The organism is Actinomadura viridis, assembly GCF_015751755.1.
GTDB lineage: Bacteria > Actinomycetota > Actinomycetes > Streptosporangiales > Streptosporangiaceae > Spirillospora > Spirillospora viridis.
Genome location: NZ_JADOUA010000001.1, coordinates 5,627,498 through 5,652,009, shown reverse-complemented (window position 1 = coordinate 5,652,009; position 24,512 = coordinate 5,627,498). Strand labels below are relative to the sequence as shown.

The 24,512-nt window shown below is 72.1% G+C and carries 27 protein-coding genes; 12 read left to right on the top strand and 15 right to left on the bottom strand.

Translation table 11 applies throughout. The features are described 5' to 3' along the window. Positions 1 to 32: 32 nt before the first annotated feature. The 3 genes from IW256_RS25665 to IW256_RS25655 form a co-directional block, all read right to left on the bottom strand. Positions 33 to 1,223 (bottom strand): RNA polymerase sigma factor, encoded by a 1,191-nt coding sequence (locus IW256_RS25665; protein ID WP_197013401.1) that lies wholly within the window; start codon positions 1,221 to 1,223, stop codon positions 33 to 35. A gap of 7 nt (positions 1,224 to 1,230) precedes the next feature. Continuing rightward, positions 1,231 to 1,581, bottom strand: a complete 351-nt coding sequence (locus IW256_RS25660; RefSeq protein ID WP_307829072.1) for a YciI family protein — start codon at positions 1,579 to 1,581, stop codon at positions 1,231 to 1,233. A gap of 118 nt (positions 1,582 to 1,699) precedes the next feature. After that, positions 1,700 to 2,851, bottom strand: a complete 1,152-nt coding sequence (locus IW256_RS25655) for an ROK family transcriptional regulator (protein WP_197013400.1) — start codon at positions 2,849 to 2,851, stop codon at positions 1,700 to 1,702. A gap of 138 nt (positions 2,852 to 2,989) precedes the next feature. On the opposite strand from IW256_RS25655, the gene edd reads away from it, so the two are divergent. The 5 genes from edd (at position 2,990) to IW256_RS25630 (ending at position 8,083) form a co-directional block, all read left to right on the top strand. Further along, a complete protein-coding gene (edd, locus tag IW256_RS25650; protein WP_197013399.1) occupies positions 2,990 to 4,828 on the top strand; it encodes a phosphogluconate dehydratase in 1,839 nt (612 codons plus the stop codon). Further along, a complete protein-coding gene (gene glk / locus IW256_RS25645) occupies positions 4,828 to 5,829 on the top strand; it encodes a glucokinase (protein WP_197013398.1) in 1,002 nt (333 codons plus the stop codon). The genes edd and glk overlap by 1 nt, the downstream gene beginning before the upstream one ends. Then, on the top strand, positions 5,826 to 6,449 hold the full coding sequence (gene eda, locus IW256_RS25640) for a bifunctional 4-hydroxy-2-oxoglutarate aldolase/2-dehydro-3-deoxy-phosphogluconate aldolase (RefSeq protein ID WP_197013397.1): 624 nt from the start codon (positions 5,826 to 5,828) through the stop codon (positions 6,447 to 6,449). Before glk ends, eda begins: the two co-directional genes overlap by 4 nt. A 93-nt stretch (positions 6,450 to 6,542) precedes the next feature. After that, entirely contained in the window at positions 6,543 to 7,634 is a 1,092-nt protein-coding gene (locus IW256_RS25635) for a hypothetical protein (RefSeq protein WP_197013396.1), read from the top strand. A gap of 47 nt (positions 7,635 to 7,681) precedes the next feature. Then, positions 7,682 to 8,083 (top strand): PPOX class F420-dependent oxidoreductase, encoded by a 402-nt coding sequence (locus IW256_RS25630; protein WP_197013395.1) that lies wholly within the window; start codon positions 7,682 to 7,684, stop codon positions 8,081 to 8,083. A gap of 40 nt (positions 8,084 to 8,123) precedes the next feature. On the opposite strand, the gene IW256_RS25625 is transcribed toward IW256_RS25630, so the two are convergent. From IW256_RS25625 to IW256_RS25615, 3 genes are all read right to left on the bottom strand, one after another. Further along, positions 8,124 to 8,570: a DUF1707 SHOCT-like domain-containing protein gene (locus tag IW256_RS25625; protein WP_197013394.1), complete on the bottom strand. Its 447-nt coding sequence runs from the start codon at positions 8,568 to 8,570 to the stop codon at positions 8,124 to 8,126. A 2-nt stretch (positions 8,571 to 8,572) separates the two neighbouring features. Continuing rightward, positions 8,573 to 9,169 (bottom strand): PadR family transcriptional regulator, encoded by a 597-nt coding sequence (locus IW256_RS25620; RefSeq protein ID WP_231403923.1) that lies wholly within the window; start codon positions 9,167 to 9,169, stop codon positions 8,573 to 8,575. Positions 9,170 to 9,446: 277 nt separating this feature from the next. Further along, positions 9,447 to 10,208 carry an NIPSNAP family protein gene (locus IW256_RS25615; protein WP_197013392.1) on the bottom strand — a complete coding sequence of 254 codons (762 nt, stop codon included), beginning with the start codon at positions 10,206 to 10,208 and terminating at the stop codon, positions 9,447 to 9,449. A 111-nt stretch (positions 10,209 to 10,319) separates the two neighbouring features. Between IW256_RS25615 and IW256_RS25610 the strand changes: the two genes are divergently transcribed. Continuing rightward, positions 10,320 to 11,324, top strand: a complete 1,005-nt coding sequence (locus tag IW256_RS25610) for a GlxA family transcriptional regulator (protein ID WP_197013391.1) — start codon at positions 10,320 to 10,322, stop codon at positions 11,322 to 11,324. A 204-nt stretch (positions 11,325 to 11,528) separates the two neighbouring features. On the opposite strand, the gene IW256_RS25605 is transcribed toward IW256_RS25610, so the two are convergent. Then, positions 11,529 to 11,714: a DUF397 domain-containing protein gene (locus IW256_RS25605; RefSeq protein WP_197013390.1), complete on the bottom strand. Its 186-nt coding sequence runs from the start codon at positions 11,712 to 11,714 to the stop codon at positions 11,529 to 11,531. After that, positions 11,705 to 12,487, bottom strand: coding sequence for a helix-turn-helix domain-containing protein (locus IW256_RS25600; RefSeq protein WP_197013389.1), 783 nt, complete (start codon positions 12,485 to 12,487; stop codon positions 11,705 to 11,707). The genes IW256_RS25605 and IW256_RS25600 overlap by 10 nt, the downstream gene beginning before the upstream one ends. 108 nt (positions 12,488 to 12,595) lie before the next feature. Here IW256_RS25600 and IW256_RS25595 point away from each other — a divergent pair, with 108 nt between their 5' ends. The 3 genes from IW256_RS25595 (at position 12,596) to IW256_RS25585 (ending at position 18,007) form a co-directional block, all read left to right on the top strand. Further along, positions 12,596 to 13,009, top strand: coding sequence for an ATP-binding protein (locus tag IW256_RS25595; protein WP_197013388.1), 414 nt, complete (start codon positions 12,596 to 12,598; stop codon positions 13,007 to 13,009). Positions 13,010 to 13,118: 109 nt separating this feature from the next. Further along, positions 13,119 to 14,951, top strand: coding sequence for a hypothetical protein (locus IW256_RS25590; protein WP_197013387.1), 1,833 nt, complete (start codon positions 13,119 to 13,121; stop codon positions 14,949 to 14,951). Positions 14,952 to 15,241: 290 nt separating this feature from the next. After that, positions 15,242 to 18,007, top strand: a complete 2,766-nt coding sequence (locus tag IW256_RS25585; protein ID WP_307829070.1) for an aconitate hydratase — start codon at positions 15,242 to 15,244, stop codon at positions 18,005 to 18,007. Positions 18,008 to 18,066: 59 nt separating this feature from the next. Here the strand turns inward: IW256_RS25585 and IW256_RS25580 are convergent, their stop codons facing one another. From IW256_RS25580 to IW256_RS25570, 3 genes are all read right to left on the bottom strand, one after another. Further along, on the bottom strand, positions 18,067 to 18,423 hold the full coding sequence (locus IW256_RS25580) for a helix-turn-helix domain-containing protein (protein WP_197013385.1): 357 nt from the start codon (positions 18,421 to 18,423) through the stop codon (positions 18,067 to 18,069). Next, complete coding sequence (locus IW256_RS25575) at positions 18,423 to 18,803, bottom strand: type II toxin-antitoxin system RelE/ParE family toxin (RefSeq protein ID WP_307829068.1); 381 nt, start codon at positions 18,801 to 18,803, stop codon at positions 18,423 to 18,425. Before IW256_RS25575 ends, IW256_RS25580 begins: the two co-directional genes overlap by 1 nt. Positions 18,804 to 18,897: 94 nt before the next feature. Further along, on the bottom strand, positions 18,898 to 19,518 hold the full coding sequence (locus IW256_RS25570; protein ID WP_197013384.1) for a LysE family translocator: 621 nt from the start codon (positions 19,516 to 19,518) through the stop codon (positions 18,898 to 18,900). A 75-nt stretch (positions 19,519 to 19,593) separates the two neighbouring features. Between IW256_RS25570 and IW256_RS25565 the strand changes: the two genes are divergently transcribed. Genes IW256_RS25565 through mug form a run of 3 tightly spaced genes read left to right on the top strand, consistent with a single transcriptional unit; the run spans position 19,594 to position 21,814 of the window. Then, positions 19,594 to 20,535, top strand: a complete 942-nt coding sequence (locus IW256_RS25565; RefSeq protein WP_197013383.1) for an aldo/keto reductase — start codon at positions 19,594 to 19,596, stop codon at positions 20,533 to 20,535. After that, positions 20,535 to 21,254 carry a sulfite exporter TauE/SafE family protein gene (locus IW256_RS25560; protein ID WP_197013382.1) on the top strand — a complete coding sequence of 240 codons (720 nt, stop codon included), beginning with the start codon at positions 20,535 to 20,537 and terminating at the stop codon, positions 21,252 to 21,254. Before IW256_RS25565 ends, IW256_RS25560 begins: the two co-directional genes overlap by 1 nt. Next, positions 21,254 to 21,814, top strand: a complete 561-nt coding sequence (gene mug, locus IW256_RS25555; protein ID WP_197013381.1) for a G/U mismatch-specific DNA glycosylase — start codon at positions 21,254 to 21,256, stop codon at positions 21,812 to 21,814. The genes IW256_RS25560 and mug overlap by 1 nt, the downstream gene beginning before the upstream one ends. Before the next feature lie 7 nt (positions 21,815 to 21,821). Here mug and IW256_RS25550 read toward each other — a convergent pair whose 3' ends face one another. The 4 genes from IW256_RS25550 to IW256_RS25535 all read right to left on the bottom strand — a co-directional run bounded on the left by IW256_RS25550 (position 21,822) and on the right by IW256_RS25535 (position 24,481). Further along, complete coding sequence (locus IW256_RS25550) at positions 21,822 to 22,031, bottom strand: hypothetical protein (protein WP_197013380.1); 210 nt, start codon at positions 22,029 to 22,031, stop codon at positions 21,822 to 21,824. Between the two features lie 96 nt (positions 22,032 to 22,127). Next, the gene (locus IW256_RS25545) at positions 22,128 to 22,568 is read right to left on the bottom strand and encodes an ASCH domain-containing protein (RefSeq protein ID WP_197013379.1); all 441 of its coding nucleotides are present in this window, start codon (positions 22,566 to 22,568) and stop codon (positions 22,128 to 22,130) included. Between the two features lie 141 nt (positions 22,569 to 22,709). After that, on the bottom strand, positions 22,710 to 23,582 hold the full coding sequence (locus IW256_RS25540; protein ID WP_197013378.1) for a carbohydrate ABC transporter permease: 873 nt from the start codon (positions 23,580 to 23,582) through the stop codon (positions 22,710 to 22,712). After that, positions 23,579 to 24,481: a carbohydrate ABC transporter permease gene (locus tag IW256_RS25535; RefSeq protein ID WP_307829066.1), complete on the bottom strand. Its 903-nt coding sequence runs from the start codon at positions 24,479 to 24,481 to the stop codon at positions 23,579 to 23,581. The genes IW256_RS25540 and IW256_RS25535 overlap by 4 nt, the downstream gene beginning before the upstream one ends. Positions 24,482 to 24,512 lie beyond the last annotated feature (31 nt).

Sequence of the window (24,512 nt, the reverse complement as noted above, 5' to 3'; positions counted from 1 at the left end):
TCCGGCCCTCCCCGGGGGAGGGAACATGACCTTCACAGTGAGCGGAGCCTACGGAGCAGGAAGTCGCGTTCGGCGGCGTTCCCGGCCAGGCCGATCGCCGCCTCGTAGGCCCCGGCGGCCTCGGCCGTGCGGCCCAGGCGCCGCAGCAGGTCGGCGCGGACGGCGTGGAACACGTGGTAGCCGTCCAGCGCGAGGCCGTCCACCAGGGCGAGGGCCGCCTCCGGGCCGTCGGTCTCGGCCACCGCGACCGCCCGGTTGAGGGCCACGACCGGGGTCGGCGCGATGGCCATGAGGTGGTCGTAGAGCCGGAGGATCTGCCGCCAGTCGGTGGGCGGCGGGTCGCTGTGCACGGCGTTGATCGCCGCCTGGATCTGGTACGGCCCGGGCCGGTCGCGGCGCAGGCAGCGGCGGACGAGGGCCTGGCCCTCGGCGACGAGGTCGCCGTCCCACAGGGCGCGGTCCTGCTCGGGGAGGGGGACCAGGACGCCGCCGGGGCCGGTCCGGGCGCGGCGGCGCGACTCCTGCAGCAGCATCAGCGCGAGCAGGCCCGTGACCTCGGGTTCGTCGGGCATCAGCCCGTGGAGCAGGCGGCCGAGCCGGATCGCCTCGGCGCACAGGTCCGCGCGGACCAGCGCGTCGCCCGACCCGGCCGCGTACCCCTCGTTGAAGACCAGGTACAGGACGGCCAGCACCGCGCCGAGCCGGTCGGGCAGGTCGGCCTCGCGCGGGACCCGGTACGGGATCCGGGCGTCGCGGATCTTGCCCTTGGCCCGGACCAGCCGCTGGGCCATGGTCGGCTCGGGCACCAGGAACGCCCGCGCGATCTCGGCGGTGGTGAGCCCGCCCAGCAGCCGCAGCGTCAGCGCGACCCGCGCGGCGGGGGCGAGCGCGGGATGGCAGCAGGTGAAGATCAGGCGCAGCCGGTCGTCGTGCACGGGCCCCTCCTCGGCGGGCTCGCCGCCCGCGCGCAGCAGGGCGGCCTCGGCGTGCCGGTCGTCGCGGGACGCCTCGCGGCGCAGCCGGTCGATCGCCCGGTTGCGGGCGGTGGTGATGATCCAGCCCGCCGGGCTCGGCGGCGTCCCCTCGTCCGGCCACCGCCGCACGGCCACGGCGAACGCGTCCTGGACCGCCTCCTCGGCGAGGTCGATGTCGCCGAAGTGGCGGACCAGGACGGCCACCGCGCGCCCGTACTCCTCCCGGAACACGCGCTCGATCCCGGTCATCGGCGGGTCAGGCCGGCTCGCCCTGGAACGGCCGCACCTCGATCGGCAGACCCGTGATCGCGGCGATCCGGCGGCCCCATTCGAGCGCGGAGTCCAGGTCGGGGGCCCTGACGATGGTGAACCCGCCGAGGATCTCCTTGCCCTCGGTGAACGGGCCGTCGGTCATCACGGCCTCGCCGTCCCTGTCGCGGACGACGGTGGCGGTGCTCGGATCGTGCAGCCCCGCGCCGAAGACCCACGCCCCGGCGGCCCGCATCTCGTCGTTCAGCGCCCCGAGCTCCCGCATGATCGGCTCCAGGGCCTCGGGCGGCGGGACGACCCCGGCGGGCTGGTACATGCTCAGCAGGTAGGTCTTCACGGTTCCTCCCGGTCGCCGGCGGGCCGGCGACGTGCCGGCTCTCACCCCCTATACGAACGGGTTCTGCCCGGATCGACACCGGACGCGCTTCGGGGCGGAAAATCTTCGGGCCGTGCGTTCAGACGCGGGGGAGCGGGCGGCCGGCGGAGGACGGTCCGCGGGAGAGGAGCGCGTCCACGGCCTCCGGCGCGAGGACGTGGTCCAGGACCAGGCCCGCGCATCCGGCCAGTCCCGCCGCGTCCCCCAGCAGGCTGGGCTCGATGCGCAGCCTCCCGGTGGCCAGGGCGGTGGCGCGCTGGTAGACCGACTCGCGGACGCCCGCGATCAGGGGTTCGTACGCGCCGGTGAGGTCGCCGCCGAGCAGCACGACGGCGGGGTTGAGGAGGTTGACCGCGCCGGCGACGACCTCGCCGATGCGGCGGCCCGCCTCGCGGATCAGGGTGACGGTGCCGGGATCGCCCGCGCGCGCGAGCCCGGCCAGCTCGGCCAGGTCGGCGGCGGGGGAGCGGGCGAGGAGCGCGGCGCCGCCGGCCACCGCCTCGACGCAGTCGAGGTTGCCGCAGCGGCACCGGACGCCGCCGCCGTCGCCGACCGGGATGTGCCCGATCTCCCCGGCCGCGCCCAGCGCTCCCCGCTGCACCCGGCCTTCGGTGATGATGCCCGCGCCGATGCCGGTGGACAGCTTGACGAACAGCATGTCGTCCACCTCGTGCCGGAAGCGGGACTGGTACTCGCCCAGGGCCGCGATGTTGACGTCGTTGTCGACGTAGGCGGGGACCTCGAAGCGCGCGGCGATCGGCGGACCGATGGGGACGCCGTCCCAGCGTCCCGTGGCGTACTCGACGGGATCGGGGACGCCGATGCCCGCCCCCCGTACGGCGGGACCGCCGGCGGCCTCCAGCAGGCCCGCCCACGTCGTGAGCAGGACGGGAAGCGTCGCCTCGGGGCCCCGGCCGGTGGCGATGTCGTCGCGGGCGAGGACGGTGCCGGCCAGGTCGCACACCGCGACCTGGCCGCGGGAACGGCCCAGGTTGGCGACCAGGATCGCGCCGCCGGAGGGGTCGAACTCCAGGCGGGCGGGGGGCCGGCCGCCGGTCGAGGGGCCGTCGGCGCGCTCGGCGACCAGGCCGTGCGCGATCAGCTCGTTCACCCGGAGGGTCACGGCGGGCCGGGACAGGCCGGTGATCCGGCCCAGCTCGGCGCGGGTGGAGACGTGCCGCTCGCGGATGAGGCGGAGCACGTCGCCGCTGGAGGACGGCCGACGGGTCATCCGGTCAGTGAAGCACGGGCGCCGAGTTGTCACAAGATGGGGGAGTTTTGTCAGGCAGGCTGCCTAAGTGGGTTGTGCCGTTTATCCGAAGAACGCTAGTTTTCTGATCTCACCCCAGGCCAGAGCAGGAGCGTCCCGATGACCGGCTCACCGCACCCCGTCGTCGCGCGGGTCACCCAGCGCATCGCCGAACGCAGCGCCGGGCGCCGCGCGGCGTACCTGCGCAGGATCGAGGAGGCAGCGTCCGAGGGCCCCGCCCGGGGCGCCCTCGGCTGCGCCAACCTCGCGCACGGCTTCGCCGCCTGCGGGCCCGCCGAGAAGCTCCAGCTCAAGGGGACGGCGGCGAGGAACGTCGCGATCGTCTCCTCCTACAACGACATGCTCTCGGCCCACCAGCCGCTGCGGGACTACCCCGAGATCCTCAAGGACGCCGTGCGCGAGGCCGGCGGCACGGCCCAGTTCGCCGGGGGCGTGCCCGCCATGTGCGACGGCATCACCCAGGGCCGGGCGGGCATGGAGCTGTCGCTGTTCAGCCGGGACGTCGTCGCCATGGCGACCGCGATCGCGCTGTCGCACGAGATGTTCGACGGGGCGCTGATGCTCGGCGTCTGCGACAAGATCGTGCCCGGCCTGGTCATCGGCGCCCTCTCGTTCGGGCACCTGCCGGTGATCCTCGTCCCGGCCGGGCCGATGCCCTCCGGGCTGCCGAACGCCGAGAAGGCCCGGGTGCGCAAGCGTTTCGCGGCCGGCGAGATCGGGCGCGCCGAGCTGCTGGAGGCCGAGGCGGCCTCGTACCACTCCCCGGGCACCTGCACGTTCTACGGGACGGCCAACTCCAACCAGATGCTGATGGAGGTCATGGGCCTCCACCTGCCCGGCGCCAGCTTCGTGCCGCCGGGCACCGCGCTGCGCGACGCGCTGACCCGCGAGGCGGGCCGCCGCGTGCTGGCGCTGACCACGCCGGTCGGCGAGATGCTGGACGAGCGCGCGTTCGTGAACGGGGTGGTCGCGCTGCTGGCCACCGGCGGCTCCACCAACCACACGCTGCACCTGGTGGCCATGGCCGCCGCCGCCGGGCTCGAACTGACCTGGGACGACTTCGACGAGCTGTCGTCGGTCACGCCGCTGCTGACCCGGCTCTACCCCAACGGCACCGCCGACGTGAACCACTTCCACGCCGCGGGCGGCACCGCGTACCTCATCGGCGAGCTGATCGACGCCGGGCTGCTGCACGAGGACGCCCGCACGGTGGGCGGCGAGACCCTGGCCGCCTACCGCGAGTTCCCGGTGCTGGCCGAGGAGGGCCTGGCCTGGCGGCCGTCGTCCGGCACCTCCGGTGACACCGCCGTCCTGCGGCCGGTGGCCGACCCGTTCGACGCGCACGGCGGCCTGCACACGGTGCGCGGCAACCTCGGCCGCGCGGTGATCAAGGTGTCCGCCGTCCGGGAGGAGCACCGCACGATCGAGGCGCCCGCCCGCGTCTTCGAGTCCCAGCAGGAGCTGCAGGAGGCGTTCTCCGCGGGCGAGCTGGACGGCGACATGGTCGCGGTCGTCCGCTTCCAGGGGCCGCAGGCCAACGGCATGCCCGAGCTGCACAAGCTCACCCCGCCGCTGTCGGTGCTCCAGGACCGCGGCCACCGGGTCGCGCTGGTCACCGACGGGCGGATGTCGGGCGCGTCGGGCGCCGTGCCCGCCGCCATCCACGTCTCCCCGGAGGCGGCGGCCGGCGGCCCGCTGGCCCGGGTCCGCGACGGTGACATGATCCGCTTGGACGCGGGCAAGGGGCTGCTGGAAATTCTGGTTTCGGACGAGGAGTTCGCCGCCCGGGAGCCGCTCGGGGGCGCGCCCGGGAGCGCGGACGGGTCCGGAGCGGGATCTCCCGGGAACGGCGCGGAGTGGGCGGGTACCGGCCGCGAGCTGTTCCAGGCGTTCCGCCGGGCCGTGGGCCCGGCGGAACGCGGCGCCGGGGTCTTCTGATGGGGGACCCCGGAGCCGGCGCGGCCTTCCCGTGGCTGGTCGCCGACGTCGGCGGCACCAACGCGCGGTTCGCGCTGGTCGAGGGGCCGGGGGAGCGTCCCGGCCGGGTCCGGTCGCTGCCCACCCGCGAGCACGCCGGGCTGGCCGAGGCCGCCGCCGCCTACCTCGCCGAGGAGGGGGCGCGGCCCGGGGCGGCCTGCCTGGCGGTGGCCGGGCCGGTGTCGGCGGGACGGTACCGGCTGACCAACGCCGACTGGGCCCCCGGCACGGCGGAACGGGTACGCGACAGCCTCGGCCTGCCCGTCCTGCGGATCGTCAACGACTTCGAGGCGCTCGCGATGGCGCTCCCGCACCTGGCGGGCGACGACCTGCGGCCCGTCGGGGGCGGTGCGCCGCCCGTCCCGGACGGCACGGAGCGGCTGGCGGTGCTGGGCCCGGGCACCGGGCTGGGCGTCGCCGGGCTGCTGCCCCTGGACGGCCGCTGGGTCCCGCTGCCCGGCGAGGGCGGGCACGTGGACGTGCCCGCCGCGACCGACCGCGAGATCGAGGTGCTTCGCCTGCTGCGCGCCGAACCGGGCGTGGGCAGCGCCGAGCACCTGCTCTCGGGGAGCGGGCTGGTCCGCCTCCACCGGCTGCTCGGCGTGATCCACGGCGTCCGGGTGGAGCCGATGACGGCCGCGCGGATCTGCGCCGCGGACGAGGACCCGCTGTGCGCGGAGACCATCGAGGTCTTCTGCGCCCTGCTCGGCTCGTTCGCCGGGAACGCCGCGCTCACCCTGGGCGCCCGCGGCGGCCTCTACCTGGGGGGCGGTATCCTTCCGCGGATCGCCGACGCGCTGGACCGCAGCGACTTCCGGAGCCGGTTCGAGAGCAAGCCACCGGTCGAGGACTACCTGCGGGCCATCCCCACCGCGCTCATCGTCCATCCGGGCCCGGCGCTGGTCGGCGCCGCGGCCTTCCTCTCGCAGACCCGCACCTCCCGATCGCTGGAGACCCCATGAACGCCCGAGAACTCCTCGACCTCGCCCCGGTCGTGCCCGTCGTCGTGCTGGACGACCCCGACGCCGCCGTCCCGATGGCCGAGGCGCTGGTCGCGGGCGGCCTGCCGGCCATCGAGGTGACGCTGCGCACCGAGGGCGCCCTGGCCGCCATCGAGCGGATCGCGGCCGGGGTGCCCGGCGCGGTCGTCGGCGCCGGGACGATCGTGACCCCCGAGGACGCCGAACGCGCGCGGCGGGCCGGTGCCGCCTTCCTGGTCAGCCCCGGCTGCACGCCGCGCCTGCGGGAGGCGATGACCGGCACCGGCCTGCCGTTCCTGCCCGGCGTGTCCAGCGCGACGGAGGCGATGGCGCTGCTGGAGCACGGGATCACGGCCATGAAGTTCTTCCCCGCCGAGGCCGCGGGCGGAGCGGCCTACCTGAAGGCGCTGGGCGGCCCCCTGCCGGGCATCCGGTTCTGCCCGACCGGCGGCGTCACCCAGGAGAACGCCTCCCGCTACCTGGCCCTGCCCAACGTGGGATGCGTCGGCGGCACGTGGCTGACCCCCGCCGACGCCGTACGGGACGGCGACTGGGCGCGCGTGGAGGAGATGGCCCGCAAGGCCGCGGCCCTGCGCCCCTGAGCCCGCGGCCCTCCTGCCGGAGCCCCGGGCCTCCTGTCGGAGGAGGCCGTTAGGCTCCGGCGTACCTTGATCACTTCACCGGCGGGAGCGGCGATGACGGAACGTCCATGGGACGGCGCCCTGGGGGCCGCGGCTCACCTGCTGGCCGAGTGGCTGCCGCGGGAGCCGGGCGGCTCCGGGCCCGCGTGGCGGCTGGAGACCGCCACCGGGCGCACGCCGCACGCCGAGCCGTGGGGGCCCGCGCCGAGCCTCGACGAGGTCGCCGCCGCGGGCGGATACCCCGGCGCGTTCGGCGGGCGGCACCCGGTGGCCGTCGAACCGCTGGCCTTCGAGGAGGGGCAGGAGCACTTCCCCGCCCAGCGGGCGTCCATCGGCCGTCCCGACGATGCCGCCGGGCAGGTCGTCGGCTTGCTCGCGCGCACCCTCGGAGAAGGGGCCGCGCAGGGGCGGGCGCTGCCGCTCCTGAGGTTCCTGGCCGGGGAGATGACCGCCTTTCTGAACTGCGACCAGCTGGTACGGATCCAGGTCGCCGCGGAGCCGGGCGGGCCGCCCCTGGCCGGCGAACTGCACCTGCTCGCCCGCGGCTTCCGTGGCGAGACCAGACGGCTGTCGGTGGCCCCCGCCGCCGCCGTACCCCCGGAGCCGGGGCCACGGGACGCCGAGACGCGCCTGCGCTGCGTCGAGACGCTGCTCAGCGAGTTCCTGTGGGTGAACAACAACAACACGGTCGACTTCCACACGGTCATCGAGCCGCACGGCCTCGTCCTCGACCTCGCCGACCCGGACGCCGCCGACGCCGCGTTCCGTGCAGGCTGGAAGGGCAGCCGTTCGTGGGACTTGCCCGCGGCGGCGGACGGCCCCGGCGGTGAGCTGGAACGCCTCCGTGACGACGAGTTCGCCGACGTCCTCGCCGAATCGGAACGGGCGGTCGTCGAGATGGCCCTGGCGTCGATGTTCCTGGAGGAGGGGGAGTGGGACGACGACCCCGAGATCCCGGGGGACCACCTCCCCGCCTGGCTGCTGCGCGAACTGGTCGGCATCGTCACCGAACGGGTCGCCGGCGGGGCGGGGATGCCGCTGGTGTACGCCGCCGGCCTGCCCTTCGCCTGGGACCTGGAGGGGGCGTGCCTGGTGCTGGCCGGACCGGAGCGGACGGCCGTGATCGACATCGACGACGGCTGCTGACCTCACGCCCGATGTCACACCCGCCCTGACCTGCTCGTCTCCGGGGTATGAGCATTCCGACACCGGAGACACTCAAGAAGCAGCGCACCGTGCTGCTCACCACATACAAGCGCGACGGCACGCCCGTGGGCACGCCGGTCAACGTCGTCGTCCTCGACGGCCGGGTGTACTTCCGCACCTACCACACGGCCTGGAAGGTCAGGCGGCTGCGCAACGACCCGCGGGCCACGATCGCGCCCAGCAGGTTCCTCGGCGAACCCACCGGCCCCGCCGCGCGCGGCCGGGCCCGGCCTCTCGACGACGCCGAGGCCGAACCGGTCCGCCGGGCGCTGGCCCGCAAGCACCCGTTCCAGCAGGGCGTGCTGGTGCCCCTGGCGCACCGGCTGATGCGCCTGCGGACCACGCACTACGAGTTCATCCTGGAGGACGCGAGGGAAGCCGTCGCCTAGCCCGCGCCGCCGGGCCGGGGCAGACCCCGGCCCGGCGGCCCTACCGGCCGCGCCTGCCGCCGGCGACCGTGAACACCGCCCGCACGATCCAGACCAGCATCGCGATCTGCAGCACCGTCAGCATCGCCACGCCCGGGCCCGCCGTGAACGCGACGACCGTGAAGGCGACGAGCATCAGCGGGAACACCGGGAACGGCCCGTGCCGGTGGGCCCGTACCGGATGCCCGTGATGGGCAGGTCGCGGCGGCCCCCAGTACGGTCGGCCCGGGACGGCCGCCCGCGACACCCGTTCGGGCAGGCCGTTGGAGCCCGGCAGGTCCGTGACCACCGCCCGCAGGTCGCCCTGGGTCTTGGCGGCCAGCGTCGCCCCGAGGCGCTCGTCGAGCTCCTGGCGGTCCAGCCGGCCCGCCGCGAAGTGATCGTGCAGCGCCGCCGTCACCGCGTCCCGCTCGGCGTCGCCGACGCGCATGTCGTCCGGCCGGGTCATCGTCACTCCTCCGGCGCGTCGGTGGGGCCGGGGTCGTCCTCGGCCAGGATCAGGTAGAGCCGCCGCCGCGCCTCGGCCAGCACGTCCTTGGCCTGGGCGACCTGCCCGGGCGAGCCCGAGTGGACGATCTGCATCACCGCGGCGCCGGTCTGCGCCGCCTGCTTGAACAGGTCGGGCACGCCCTCGCCGAAGTCGGGCGCCATCTCCGCCCACGGCTCGTCCAGCTCCTCCGCGTGCTCGGCGACGTACGCCCGGCCCTCGTCGGTCAGGTGGAACGTGCGGCGGCCCCCGGCCTCCTCACCGCGGATGAGGCCCTCGTCGGCCAGCTGCTGCAGCGCCGGGTAGATCGCGCCCGGGCTGGGCTTCCAGCCCCCGCCGCTGCGCTCGTTGATCTCCTGGATGATCTGGTAGCCGTTCCGCGGCTCCTCGGTCAGCAGCGCCAGGACGGCCGCGCGCACGTTGCCCTTCCGCGCCCGCGCGCCCCGGCCGCCCGGCCCCTTGGCCCACGGCGGGCCGCCGCGCCCGAACGGCCACGGGCCAGCGGGCGGCGGCCCCCAGGGTCCCGGCCCGCCACCGAAGAGCCCTCCGAACTCTGGCATCTCGCCCCTGCCCGTCCGGGGCCCGCAACCTCCGTGCCGGTGCCCCTTCTCATGGTGCTCATGTCCGCGCGCCGCGTTCGCCACCGCGTGGGCGGCCTTCGCGCCGAGCGCCGCCGCGGCGAAGGCCCAACGTGGATCCGGTCCCGGACCATGCGTCGTCCCCATGTTCTCCACCGCCTTCCGAGATCTCTCTATGATCTCTCGCGATACGACAACGATATATCGAAGACGTACGCCATGGCCAGATGGTTCCCGGATGCCTGGAATCAGCCGATGGTCAGCGGAGCAGGGAACGGGCCGTGGGCGCCAGCCTCCACTGTTCGGCGGGGGCCGACAGGAAGTCGGTCAGGCGGGGCAGCGTCTTCACTGTCCATTCCGGAGAGCGGGCCAGGCGTTCCTGGTGCTCGCGGAGCCGGTCCGCGTTCTCGAACGCCGCGAACCAGGCGAAGACGTTCTCGCCCTCCCGTACCGGCAACCTCGGGAACGTGTTCTCCGCGTGCTCGGTCACCAGGGTCGCGATGGGCGCCGCGCCCATCTCGGCCATGAGCGGGCTCACCTGGGCGTCGAAGAACCGGAGGAACGCGTCGCCGGCGGGAGCGTTCAGGAAGTAGAGCGTGACCATCACCCGGGACGAGGGAAGCGTGCCGGAGCCCACGGGCGGGCGGCCCTCCTTCGGGCGGAAACCGGCTCCCAGGGCGGACGGGCGCAGCAGCAGGACGTCGGACGAGTCGAGCATCGTCGCGCTGGCCGCCGGGCCGTGCGCCTTCCACGCCTCGCCTTCGAGGTAGAAGGCGGTCAGCGACCCGGCCCGGGAGCGCATGTCCGGGAACGAGCGCAGCCAGACGAACCGGTCCGGATCGTCCTCGTCGCGGAACTGGCCGATGACGTCGATCCCCACGGCCTCCTGCGTTTCGACGAACTCCCGGTCGAACAGCCCGATGAGGGTGTCCCGCTCGCCGGGACGCAGCGTGTACCGCCGCAGCTCGACGATCGGCCGGCCGTCGGCGGGCTGCACGGCGGGGGAGGGGGACGCGGGCATTCAGGGCTCCTTCACTGGAAACGGTGCGAGCAGCGTTCCAGCGCGGGCCACGGTTGATCGAGTGGCAGGAACGACGATTTGCGCAACATTCCTGCCATTAGGCTGGCGGCCATGACCACCGGAACGGTCGCGGTCGCCGCGCTCGACGACATGCCCCTGTTCGAGCTGAGCATCGCCTGCCAGGTGTTCGGCCCGGAACGCCTCGACCTGGCCGACCCGTGGTACGAGCTGCGGATGTGCGGGCTGAGGCCCGGCGCCGTGCGGTCGGAGTTCGGGTTCACCGTCGACGCCGGGCATGGCCTCGACGGCCTCGCCGGTGCGGACACGGTGATCGTTCCGGCGCTGCCGTACGTGTACGTGGAGACCGAACGGACGCTCCCGGCGGAGCTGACCGGCGCGCTCGCCGAGGCCGCCCGCGGGGGCGCGCGCATGGTGTCGCTGTGCACCGGCGCCTTCGCCCTGGCCGCCGCGGGGCTCCTCGACGGCAGGCGCGCCGCCACCCACTGGATCTTCGCCGACACGCTCGCGCGCCGTCATCCCCGGGTGCGGGTGGACGCCTCGGTCCTCTACATCGACGACGGCGACGTGCTGACCAGCGCCGGCCGCAGCGCCGGGGTGGACCTGTGCCTGCACCTGCTCCGCCGCGACCTCGGCGCGGACGCGGCCAACCGGCTGGCCCGCACCATGGTCCTGCCCGCGCACCGGCCCGGCGGCCAGGCCCAGTACATCGAACTCGCCGTCCCCAGCCCCGGTGACGAGGGGCTCGGGCCGGTCATGCAGTGGGCGGCGGAGCGCCTGGACCGGCCGCTGACCGTAGGGGAGCTGGCCCGCAGGGCCCGGATGAGCCCGCGCACGTTCGCCCGGCGGTTCGCGGCCACCACCGGGACCACACCCCTGCGCTGGCTCCTCGACCAGCGGCTCACCCAGGCGCGCAGGCTCCTGGAGTCCACCGACCTGCCGGTCGACCAGGTCGCCCGGCGCAGCGGCCTCGGATCCGCCGCCAACCTGCGCCGCCACTTCACCCCGAAGGTCGGCGTCCCGCCGAGCGACTACCGCCGCACGTTCCGCGCCGGCCCGTCCGACACGACGAGGATCGCTCGGCACGATCACCATTAGAACAGGACTCAGGGAGATGAGAATCCGCCCGCCCGCGTCCAGAGCAGGTCACCGAGGGCCGAGTGACACCGACCCTTGGTCACCCACCGCACCCCGAGCCCGAGCCTGCTTTCCAGACCCCGGTCCGTGCGTCTCCCTGATACGAGCCGTGAACGATGGAAGCCCCGGCGCCGCAAAGGCCCGGGGCTCCACATTCAGGGGTGTTCAGTGCCTCTTGAGTTGCTCCAAGAGTATCCCGAACTCGGCGCGGCCGAGCAGGAGCGCGCCACGTCCGGGGTCCTTGGAGTCCCGCACGCCGATCACGTCGTTCAGAGGGGCCACTTCAACGCAGTTTCCACCGTCGTCGCCGCTGTGTCGTGACCTGCGCCATGCGGCCTCGTTCAGGTCCATCTCTCGACCATCGTCCTTTCGATCAGCGCCCGCGAGTCGTCCACGGAGAGCGCCCTTGCTTGCAGCCTAACGAACGTCTCCGAGACCTGAGTCAGGTCTTCCGCGTCGGTGTTCGTCTCTCCACGTGCAGCGTTCTCCAGGTAGAGCACTTCAGTCCGGTCGGGTTGTGTGGCGATCGTAAAGGATGCCCGAACGCCTCGGTAGTAGGCGACAGGGGCGATCTGCAGGGCGATGTTCTCCCGTCCAAAGATCGACAGGAGGTGGCCGAGTTGTTCGTGCATCACCTCGCTGCTCCCTACCTGGCGATAGAGCACTGACTCGTCGAGAACGACGCAGATCATGGGAGGGTGGTCACGGGCGAGAATGTTTTGACGTCGCATCCTGCCTTGAACAGCCTCGTCTGTAGTCAGTAGCACCCGTGCGTACGACTCGATCTGGAGAAGACCGTAGATGTAGGTGGTCTCATAGGCGCGGAGCATCACCGCGGATTTCTCCGCTGCGGAGAAGTCGGTGAAGTAGCGCGGATAGCCGGTCGAGCGCACCAGGTCGTTCCACGCGTCGAAGAGCGCGGTCCCCGTGCCCAGCCCCTTGTCCAGCCGGGCTGCGAAGTCCTGGCGGCAGCGGGTGTTCCCCGACTCGACCTGGCTGACGTACGAACGGCTGACGGTCACGAGTGCCGCGAGTTCGGTACGCGTCAGCCCCGCCTCCTCTCGTAGCCGCGTCACCTCCGTACCGAACGACTTCAACTCTGGGGATGCCTTGCGAGTAGGCATGTCCTGACCTCCGTGAGCGAACGTAACTCGGCTTCAGGGGGCGTAAGCGAGCGGTGTGCGGTCACCGGCTTCTCGGGTGACATTACGGTGCGCAAGGGAGCCTGTGTCGTGAGTCACGACATTCGGAGGTCCAGCATGTCGGAGCCGTCCACGATCGTCCTGAAAGCCTGTCCGGAGGCGGTCAAGCAGGCCCGTGAATTCATCGCGATGGTCTTCGGGGCGTGGGGCCTTGATGACGAAATCGCCCGCACGATCGTCTCGGAGCTGACCACCAATGCCATCAGGCACGGTTCGGAGGGCGACGACCTGGTGATCGTCCGTGCGTACCTCCTGGACGGACGTCCAGTGGTGGAGACCTGGGACAGGAGCGCGTCCATGCCCGTCACCCGCGTCCCCGGGCTCGACTCCGAGTCGGGCCGGGGCCTTCTCCTAGTCGAGGCGCTGGCGCGCCGTTGGGGATGCCGCCCGCTCACCGACGGAGGGAAGGTCGTCTTCGCGGAGTTGGAGGCCAGGACGAAGTGAGGGCCAGGGGGCGTCCGGGGCGCGAACGGTCACGAATTCGTCTGGCACCCAGGCGGGCGAGCTGACATCATCCCGACATGATCTACGGAATCGAGTCGCGCTCCGCTCGGTGAGCGCCCCCGATGAGCGCGGCGCGCTCACCTCTCGTCCATCTCTCTACGAATACGCCCTGCGCCTGTATCGGGCCGAGCCCGAAGGCCGCTACCCGAAGGGCGGATACCCTCTTCAGGACCGGGGGGCGCGGGAAGGCCCCAGCTGGTCCGAAACTCAAGATGCCGCGGTCGCGGCGCTCACTCCGCTGCTGGCCGACCCGGACACGGTCCGGGCGGCGGACGAGTTCCAGCGCCGTCTCGGCGAACTGGGCGTACAGGACCGGATCTTCTCTCGCTCCCTGGCCAAGCCCTCCCCGGACGACGAGGCGGCGGCCCGCGCTCTCGGCCGCCACCTGACGCGTACGGGCACCAGTACCGCGGCCGTGGGCGTCGGCCTCCGCCTGCTGGCTCATCTCGGCGAGCCGGAGGACGTGCCCTATCTCAAGATCCTGGGATTGCTGCGGGGCCTCACCCGGCCGGTCGTCGACGCGCTCACCGGCATCGACGACTCGACCTCGGCCTTGGTCTGGCTCGGCGACCGCGTCCAGGGCCGGGAACGGCGGCACATGATCGAAGCCCTCGTCGGCCGCGACGACCCCGCTGCTCGTGCCTGGCTGATGACCATTCCTCTGGAGCCTCGTACCGTGTTCCCCGCTACCGCCCGCAGGATCGCCGGGGCCGTTCGCCTCGCGGACATCCTTTCCAAGGATCCGGTCGACCCCCGTGCGCTGGCCCAGGGGGCGCGCCTGCTGGTCAGGATGACGAACGTGGGGGACTCTCAAACCGAGATCCTCGCCTACCCGCAGGCCGTCGCCGCGTACGAAGCCATTGTGGCCCGCTCCGACCAACTGCCCCCGACCCTCGACCATTACGCGACCCTCCTGTCCCTGGCCCTAGACCTGCGGAGCGGTCCCAGCGTCCTTCTCGACTGGCGGCCCGGGCAGCGCGAGGCGCTGCAGCGCACCCTCGAACGCGTGCTCAGGTCACCCGCCTGGGCCGCCGTACAGGCCGGCGACCCCGGCGACCGGGTGGCACGCCACCGGGCCGACTGGACGCGCCGTACGGAACAGCGACTCTTCGCGCCCCGGACGGCCCCGGCCCGGTTCCGCGTCGAGGTCGCGGTACGGGATCCGCTGGTACCCCAAGCCGTCGAGACCCGGATCCTGATCGACGGTCGCCCGCTGGTGCCCGATGCCTTCGGGCAGGGCCCCGGCAACTCACCGGAGTACCTGCTCGACAGCGGACGCCTGCGCGCCGGGACCGAACCCAGGGAAGTGCAACTGGCCGAGGCGTGCTGCACCGAAGGCTGCTGCGGTGCGTTCTACGTCACCATCCGCCGCGAAGGGAACCACGTGGTGTGGCGGGACTGGCGGCGTCCGGACCTGCTTCCCTCCCGGCGACCCGTGCCCGAGCTGCCCGAGTACCGCTTCGACGCCGCCGAGTACGACGCCGAGATCGCTCATGCCGAGAACGACCGTTCGTGGGCGTGGCCTGCCCGCGAGGCCACGCGGCTGATCGCCGCGGGGCTGCGCGACCGTCCCGGACTCCTCGGCCGCTGGGACGCGAAGCTGGACTGGATCGGTACCGAATTCACCGATCCGGACGCGATCACGCTGTCCTTCACTTACCGGCCGGGACTCGCCGCCGGCCGCGCGGTCACGGACGGGCCCTCGCTGCAGTTCATATGGGACCTCCCCGACGACGGGACGCCACCCGAGGAACGGGCCGCGGCCGTGTTGCGGCGCCTCGGCGCGGAGGATCCGAAGCGCTACGCGGAGGTCAGGGGCGGCAGCCGTGAGGATGCCGAAGCGCTCGGTTACCCCTGGCCCGAGTCCCGGGGCCGGAGATAGGGCGCGGCTGCGGATGCGACGAAGATCGCTCGACTGAGGTAACTTGATGTCGAGATAAATCCGAGACGGCTTGCCCTCAAGGGAAAAGCCGCGGAAGTTAGCCGGACCCGGGTCCCGAGCAGGATCACCACTAGGGCAGGATTCAGGGAGACGAGAATCCGCCCCACCGTGGTCCCAGCGCGTTCGCGCGTACGGGGCGAGGGCCCGGGGGCCGGCGAATCGACAGTTGACGCAAGCGTCGCGCGATCATGTCCCGGACCGGACGCGCGACGGTGACGGAGGAGGAGTCCGTGTCCGCGAACAGCTTCGGCAGCCGTAACACGCTGCAGGTGGGCGACAAGTCGTACGAGATCTACCGGCTGGACGCCGTCGAGGGCTCGGCCCGGCTCCCCTACAGCCTCAAGGTGCTGCTGGAGAACCTGCTGCGCACCGAGGACGGCGCCAACGTCACCGCCGACCACATCCGCGCGCTGGCCGGCTGGGACTCCCAGGCCCAGCCCAGCAAGGAGATCCAGTTCACCCCGGCCCGCGTGATCATGCAGGACTTCACCGGCGTGCCCTGCGTGGTCGACCTGGCCACCATGCGCGAGGCCGTACGCGACCTGGGCGGCGACGCGTCCAGGATCAACCCGCTGGCGCCGGCCGAGATGGTCATCGACCACTCCGTCATCGTCGACTACTTCGGCTCGCCCGACGCCTTCGAGCGCAACGTGGCCCGCGAGTACGAGCGCAACGGCGAGCGCTACCAGTTCCTGCGCTGGGGCCAGACCGCGTTCGACGAGTTCAAGGTCGTCCCGCCCGGCACCGGCATCGTCCACCAGGTCAACATCGAGCACCTGGCCCGGGTCGTCTTCGACCGCGACGGCGTCGCCTACCCCGACACCTGCGTGGGCACCGACTCCCACACCACCATGGAGAACGGCATCGGCGTCCTGGGCTGGGGCGTCGGCGGGATCGAGGCCGAGGCCGCGATGCTCGGCCAGCCGATCTCCATGCTCATCCCGCGGGTCGTCGGCTTCAAGCTCACCGGCAAGCTCCCGTCCGGCACCACCGCCACCGACCTGGTGCTGACCATCACCGAGATGCTGCGCAAGCACGGCGTGGTCGGCAAGTTCGTGGAGTTCTACGGCGAGGGCGTGGCCGCCCTGCCGGTCGCCGACCGCGCCACCATCGGCAACATGAGCCCCGAGTTCGGCTCCACCTGCGCGATCTTCCCGATCGACGGCGAGACCCTGTCCTACCTGCGGCTGACCGGCCGCGGCGAGGAGCAGATCGCGCTGGCCGAGGCGTACGCCAAGGCGCAGGGCATGTGGCTCGACCCGTCCGCGGAGCCGGAGTTCTCCGAGTACCTCGAACTCGACCTCACCACCGTCGTCCCGTCCATCGCCGGGCCCAAGCGCCCGCAGGACCGCATCTCGCTCTCCGAGGCCAAGGAGACCTGGCGCCGCGACGTGCGCAACTACGTCTCCAGCATCCTCGGCCCGGCCGACGAGGCGTCCGACGAGTCGTTCCCGGCCTCGGACTCCCCGGCGATCGGCCAGGCCGGCGAGGGCGACAAGCCGCGCGAGCACGGCACCGACGGCGGCGGCCGGCCGTACACGCCGACCCCGGTCACCCTGGCCGACGGCACCACCTTCGAGATCGACCACGGCGCGGTCGTGATCGCCGCGATCACCTCCTGCACCAACACCTCCAACCCCTACGTCATGGTCGGCGCGGGCCTGCTCGCCAAGAAGGCCGTGGAGAAGGGCCTGACCCGCAAGCCCTGGGTCAAGACCTCGCTGGCCCCCGGCTCCCAGGTCGTCACCGGCTACCTGGAGCGCGCGGGCCTCACCCCGTACCTCGACAAGATCGGCTACAACCTGGTCGGGTACGGCTGCACCACCTGCATCGGCAACTCCGGCCCGCTGCAGGAGGAGATCTCCCAGGCCATCAACGACGCCGACCTGGCCGTCACCTCGGTGCTGTCGGGCAACCGCAACTTCGAGGGCCGCATCAACCCCGACGTGAAGATGAACTACCTGGCCTCCCCGCCGCTGGTGGTCGCCTACGCGCTCGCGGGCTCGATGGACATCGACATCCTCAACGACCCGATCGGTGAGGGCACCGACGGCCCGGTCTACCTCAACGACATCTGGCCGTCCGCCGAGGAGGTCAAGGAGATCGTCGAGGGCTCGATCGGCCAGGACATGTTCCTCCAGGACTACGCCGACGTCTTCAAGGGCGACTCCCGCTGGCAGGAGCTGGCCATCCCCACCGGAGACACCTTCGAGTGGGACCCCAACTCCACCTACGTCCGCAAGGCCCCCTACTTCGAGGGCATGGGCATGGAGCCGGCCCCCGTCACCGACATCCACGGCGCCCGCGTCCTGGCCAAGCTGGGCGACTCGGTCACCACCGACCACATCTCCCCGGCCGGCGCCATCAAGGTGGGCACGCCCGCCGCGCGCTACCTGGAGGACAACGGCGTCACGGCCAAGGACTTCAACTCCTACGGGTCCCGCCGCGGCAACCACGAGGTCATGATCCGCGGCACGTTCGCCAACATCCGGCTGCGCAACCAGCTGCTGGACGACGTCGAGGGCGGCTACACCCGCGACTTCACCCAGGAGGGCGCGCCCCAGTCGTTCATCTACGACGCCGCGCAGAACTACGCCGCGCAGGGCACCCCGCTGGTCGTCATCGCGGGCAAGGAGTACGGCTCCGGCTCGTCCCGCGACTGGGCCGCCAAGGGCACCGCCCTGCTGGGCGTCCGGGCCGTCATCGCCGAGTCCTACGAGCGGATCCACCGCTCCAACCTCATCGGCATGGGCGTCCTCCCGCTCCAGTTCAAGGACGGCGACTCCGCCGGGTCCCTCGGCCTCACCGGCACCGAGACCTTCGAGATCACCGGGGTCGAGAAGCTGAACGAGGGCGGCGTCCCGCCGGAGGTCACCGTCAGAGCCGACGGCAAGGAGTTCAAGGCCGTCGTCCGCATCGACACCCCCGGCGAGGCGGACTACTACCGCAACGGCGGCATCATGCAGTACGTCCTGCGGAACCTGCTCCGCAAGTAATCACGCCCAACCGGCCGGGCCGTCTCCCCTCAGGGAGGCGGCCCGTTCCGCGTGTGCGTTCAGGCCGCGTCGGACGATTCCGGCCCCGCCACCAGCCGCGTGTGATCGCCGAAGTCGGCGACGACCCTGAGGTGCCCGCCCAACGCCTCCACGTACTGGGCGATCGCCGCCAGGGTCGACACCTTGCCCTGCTCGATCTGCGAGACGCGCCCCTTGGAGACGGACATCCGCTCGGCGAGCGCGGCCTGAGTCAAGCCCTGGGCCCTCCGCTCCTCGGCCAGGTGGTATCCGTGGACCCGGGCATCGAGCCTCCGGCGCGACTCCGCCTCGATCTGCCGGACGGCGTCCTCTCCGATTTCTCCGACCATCCTGGCCCGGCGCGCCTCGCGTACGTCCGACCACCTGACGTGTCCCATCAAGCCCTCTCCTCCTCGGCCGCCCGTTCCTTCAGGTAGAGCTCGTACGACTCCTCCGCCCGCTGGATGGCCGCCGGGTACCAACGAGACCAATTACCCGTCTTGTCCCCAGCGACCAGCAGGATCGCCGAGCGCCAAGGATCAAAGACGAACAGGATGCGGATCTCCGACCGGCCTGCCGAGCCGGGACGCAGTTCCTTCATATTGTGGATGGTCGACCCCTTGATCTGGTCGACCAAGGGCCGGCCCAACGCGGGGCCGGCGAACGCCAACCTGTCGATGGCCTTATCGACCAGGTCGTAGGTCACATGGTCCAAGCCCTCCGCCCACTCGCGCACCTCTGCGGTCGCGTATATCTCCCACTCTTCTGGTTGCTCCACCCACGAAGGTATAGCCGATACTATACTAGTGACGCAGGGTGATTGAGTAACTTCCCTACGTGGCAGTCCGTTCTCCCGCGCTGGGCGCCGGGGGTCAGTGGGTGGTGGCGAGGCGGAGGCCGAAGGCGATGAAGGCGACGCCGGTGATCTGCTGGAGGCGGCGCCGGGCGGCGGGACGGGACAGGGCGCGGCGGGCGGCGCCGGCGGCCAGGGCCACCAGGGCGAACCACAGGAGGCCGAGGGCGGCGTGGATCAGCGCGAAGAGCAGGCTGGTCACGAACACCGGAGCGCCGTCGGGCACGAACTGCGGCAGCAGGCTCATGTAGAAGACGCCGATCTTGGGGTTGAGCAGGTTGGTGACCAGTCCCGTGCGGAAGGCCGAGCGGGCGGTGACGTCCACGTCCGGGACGTCCTCCTGAGCCGTCCCGCGGCGGCGGGCCTGCCACAGGGCCCGGCCGCCCAGGTACAGCAGGTAGCACGCCCCCGCGACGCGCAGGACGTCGAAGGCCGTACGGGACGCGGCCAGCAGCGCGGTCAGCCCGGCGGCGCCGGCGACCGCCCAGGTCAGGCACCCCGCGGTCACGCCCAGGGCGGCCAGGTAGCCGATCCGCCGCCCGCCCGTCAGGGTCGTGCGCAGCACCAGCATCGTGTCCAGGCCCGGCGTGATCGTGATCAGGGCGGCCATCGCGGCGAAGGCGAGGCAGGCGGTCATCATGGCCCAATGCTGGCATTCGCCGGTAAGGGCGGGGGCGCCGGGTGGGGCGTGGGCCGGACGCGATTGGATCGTGCCATGGCTGACCTCACGAAGAAGATCGGTGACCTCGACGTCTTCCCGCTCGCGCTGGGCGGCAACGTCTTCGGGTGGACCGCCGGCCGGGACGCCTCGTTCGCGATCCTGGACGCCTACGCGGAGGGCGGGGGCGACTTCGTCGACACGGCGGACTCCTACTCCTGGTGGGTCGGGGGCAACCGGGGCGGGGAGTCCGAGGAGATCATCGGGGAGTGGCTCGCCTCCCGGGGCGGGCGCGACCGCATGGTCATCGCGACCAAGGTCGGCGTGCACCCCGAGCACAAGGGGCTGTCGGCCACGACGATCAAGGAGGCGGCCGAGGACTCCCTGCGGCGCCTGCGGACCGACCACATCGACCTGTACTACACCCACTTCGACGATCCCTCCGTTCCGGTGGGGGAGATCATCACGGCGCTGGACGGGCTGGTCCGCGAGGGCAAGGTCCGGCAGATCGGGGTGTCCAACATCGAGCTCGACCGGCTGGAGGAGTCGCTGGCCTTCAGCGACCGGGAGGGCCTGGCCAAGTACGTCGCCATCCAGCCCGAGTACAACCTGGTCGCCCGCGAGGGGTACGAGGGCGAGCGGATGCGCGTCGCCGAGCGGCACGGGCTCGCGGCGGTGCCGTACTACGGGCTGGCCTCCGGCTTCCTCACCGGCAAGTACCGGCCGGGCGTGACGGTCGACAGTGCGCGGGCCGGGAAGGCCGGGCCGCTCCTGGAGACCGAACGGGGACGCCGGGTCCTGGCGGCGCTCGACGAGATCGCCGGCGCCCGCGGGATCGCGATGGCGACCGTGGCGCTGGCGTGGCTGCGCGCCCGGCCCACGGTGGCAGCCCCGATCGCCAGCGCCCGTACGGTGGAGCAGCTGCCCGCGCTGATGGCCGTGGCCGGGACCGTGCTCACCGGTGAGGAGGTGGCGAGCCTCACGGCCGCTTCCGAGTGATGGGGAGTCTGGACTTCCTCCTCATCGGAGGGCTCGCCGTGCTGGTCGGGGCGATCGTGCAGAGCTCGGTGGGGCTCGGCGTGGGGCTGGTGGCGACCCCGATCGTCACGATGTTCTTCCCCTCGATGATGCCCGGCGCGATCCTGGTCGCCGCGACCGTGCTCCCCCTGGCGACGCTGGCCCAGGAGGTCCGGTACGCCGACCTGAAGGGCCTGGGCTGGGCGTTCGGCGGACGGCTGGTGGGCACCCCGCTGGGCGTGTGGGTGGTCGCCGCCGTCCCCGGCCGGGTCCTCGGCACGCTGGTCGGCGTCATGGTCCTGGCCGCGCTGGGCGCGGGACTGTGGTCGGGGCACGTGCCGCGCAACCCCGGCACCCTGACCACCGCCGGGCTCATCGCCGGGACGACCGGCACCGCCTCGGCCATCGGCGGCCCCCCGATCGCCCTCCTCTACCAGCGCGAGGACGGACCCAAGGTGCGAGCGACGCTCGCCGTCTTCTTCACGGGGGGCGCGCTGCTGTCCCTGGCCACCCTCGCGGTCGCCGGTCAGCTCCCGGGGGAGCAGGTGGGCGCGGGGCTGGCGCTGACCCCGTTCGTGCTCGCGGGGTTCCTCGCGGCGGGCCCGGTGCGCAGGTACGTCGACGACGGCCGCATGCGCACCGCCATCCTCGGCGTCGTGGGCGCGTCCGCCGTCACCCTGATCGTGCGTAGCCTGATCTGATGCGTCCCACGAAGGAGGACCTGGAGGCGGCCCGCGACCGGGTCATCCCCGACGTCCTCCCACCTCCCGGCGAACCCCTGCGCGTCCTCTTCTGCGGCATCAACCCGGGCCTCTACTCCGGTGCCACGGGCCACCATTTCGCCCGCCCCGGGAACCGCTTCTGGCCCGCCCTCCACCGTTCGGGCTTCACCGAGCGCAGGCTGTCCCCCGACGAGCAGGACCTCCTGCCCTCGTACGGGCTGGGCATCACCAACCTCGCCCACCGCACCACCGCCCGCGCCGACGAGCTGACCGGCGAGGAACTGCGTGAAGGCGGGCGCCGCCTGCGTGCCCTTGTCGAACGTCACCGTCCCGCCTACCTGGCCGTCGCCGGGGTGACCGCCTACCGCACCGCGTTCGGACGGCCGCGTACGCGGATCGGCCCGCAGGAGGAGACGTTCGGCCCCGCCCGGCTCTGGGTCCTGCCCAACCCCAGCGGCCTCAACGCCAGCTGGAGCCTGGACAGGCTGACCGGGGAGTTCACCCGTCTCCGCCAGGCCGCCCAGGCCGCCGCCGACTGAGGGTCGCTCAGAACTCGGTCATGATCCCGGGATCGAACCGGACCTCGATCGGCCTGTCCGCGTGGATCGAGGTCTCCAGGTCCGTTCCCGCCGCCGCGACCGCGTGGGCCCGGTAGGAGTGGGCGCCATCGTCCAGGACCATGTCCTCGCGGGTGTGCAGGTTCTCGATCGTGTACGGGCCGAACTCGCCGTGGTCGTGCGTCGGCGCGATGCTCATGGCCCGCTCCCATCGTCGGCGTGGCGGATCAACGAACGTTCGGGACACACGTTACTCCCGCCGCCATGGCGACTTAGGGTAGCGACTTGGATGCGCTCAGTGGAGCGGGTTGGGGGTTGCGGGGGTGAGCATCGCCTGGACCTTGTTCATGAGGCCGGCGGGAGGCTCCCACAGGCTGGTGCGGCCGAGCGCCACGATGGGGCGGGGCAGGGCCCGTACGGAGGTGAGCCGCCAGTGGTGGAAGCCGGGCTCGGCCCAGGGGCCGCAGTCGCAGGAGGGGCGGTCGAGCAGGCTCGACGAGCAGACCTCGTCGAGGTCGGCCGTGGCGATGACGGCGCCGATGGTGGCCAGGGGGTCGCCGGGGTCCCAGCCGGCCGAACGGATCAGCGGCGAGTCGCACGCCTTGAGGTCGACCCGCATGGAGGCGTGGATCAGGAGGGGGCCGCGGTAGGCGGTCGGCAGTGCCTGGTTGGAGATGGACTTGCCACCTCGGGCGATCGCGAAGGCCCAGGGCTGCTGAACACTGATCGCCTGCACCCGGTCTCCTCTCGATCCGCAGATGTCCGTGACGATTTTCCCCCATTTGTCGCTATCGGCAACCCGGGCGCGCCGGACGGGGGACGTCGCGGCGGCGGGGCGGGGGACCGGCCGCTGGTCAGGCGGGGTGCCGCGTTTCCGTCATCCCTTGAGGGCACCCGCCATCAGGCCGCGCATGAAAAAGCGTCCGAGCAGCAGATACACCAGGAGGGTCGGCAGTGAGGCCAGGAGCGCCGACGCCATCTGCTGGTTGTACTGGACGGCCACCGCGCCCGAACCGGCGGTGTTGTTGAGCATCACCGTCACCGGCCAGCTGTCGGGCGCGCCGAGGAAGACCGCGAACAGGAAGTCGTTCCACAGCGACGTGAACTGCCAGATCAGCGTGACCGCGAACGCGGGGGCCGACACCGGCAGCACGATCGACGCGTACGTGCGCAGCATTCCGGCGCCGTCCACCCGGGCCGCCTCGATCAGCTCGTCCGGAATGGTCACGTAGTAGTTCCGGAAGATCAGTGTGCAGATCGGGATTCCGTACACCACATGGGCCAGCACCAGGCCGCGGATGGTGCCGACCAGTTCCATGTCGGTGAGCAGCCCGGCCAGCGGGATCATCACCGCCTGGTACGGGATGAACATTCCGAACAGGAACAGCGTGAACACCGCGTCGGCGCCGGGAAAGCGCCACTTCGACAGGACGTAGCCGTTCAGCGAGCCCAGCACCGCGGCGATCAGCGAACCGGAGACCGCGATCTTGACGCTGTTCTCCAGGCCGGGCCGCAGCGACTCCCAGGCGGCCGACCAGCCCTCCAGGCTCCAGTCCCGGGGCAGGTTCCAGGCCGTGGACGGATCGGCCTCCTGGAGGGACTTGAAGCTGGTCACCACCAGGACGTACACCGGCATCAGGAAGACCAGCACCAGGGCCAGCAGCACCGTGAAGCGCAGCGCGCGCAGCGTGCGGGGGTCGCGCAGGGCCCTCAGCGGGCCGGGACGCCCGGTGGTCGTCGTCACGCTCATCGCCGCTCCGCCCGTACGGACCAGACCAGATAGGGGATCACCAGCAGCGCCACGGCCAGCAGCAGGTACGTGGCGATGGTCGCGCCGTTGGCCGGATCGTGCGAGTCGAACACCTCCACGTACGTGGCGATGGCCGGCACGTAGGTGATGATCTGCTTGCCCGCGATCGCCATGATCAGGTCGAACACCTTCAGGGAAATATGGCCGAGGATGATCAGTGCGGACAGCGTCACCGGCCGCAGCTGCGGGAACACCACGTACCGGTACACCTTCCATTCCGAGGCGCCGTCCACGCGGGCAGCCTCCCGCAGTTCCTCGGGCACGGAACGGAATCCGGCGAGATAGAGGGCCATCACATAGCCCGACATCTGCCAGATCGCGGGCAGCGCCATGGCGGCCATTCCCCATCGCGGGTTCTGCCACCAGTCGTTGGCCAGCGCGTCCAGCCCGGCCTTGCCGAACAGCTGGTTGAGGCCGACCGCGCGTTCGGGCGGGGCCGGGTTCATCAGCCACCGCCACACCACCCCGCTGGCGATGAACGAGATCGCCATCGGGAAGAGGTAGACCGCGCGGAAACCGGCCTCGGCCTTGACGCCCTTCTCCATGAGGAAGGCCAGGAAGGCCCCCAGGAGCAGCGCGCCGCCCACGAAGACGAGGGTGAAGAGCAGCGCGTGCCGTACGGCGGGCGGCCAGCTCGGGTCGTCCCACAGGTCGACGAAGTTCTTGCCCTTGTCGAACCCGTACGGCGTGACCTCGTCATGCCGGCCGCTCACCGCGACGCGGGTGTTCCAGAAGATCAGCCCGTACACGAAGAGGCCGATCGCCAGGATCGAGGGCGAGACCAGCAGCAGGCCGGGCAGCCAGCGCCTGCTGCGTCCCGGCTTCCACCGGCGGCTCACAGGGGCGTTCTCCCCTCGCTCGGGACGGGAT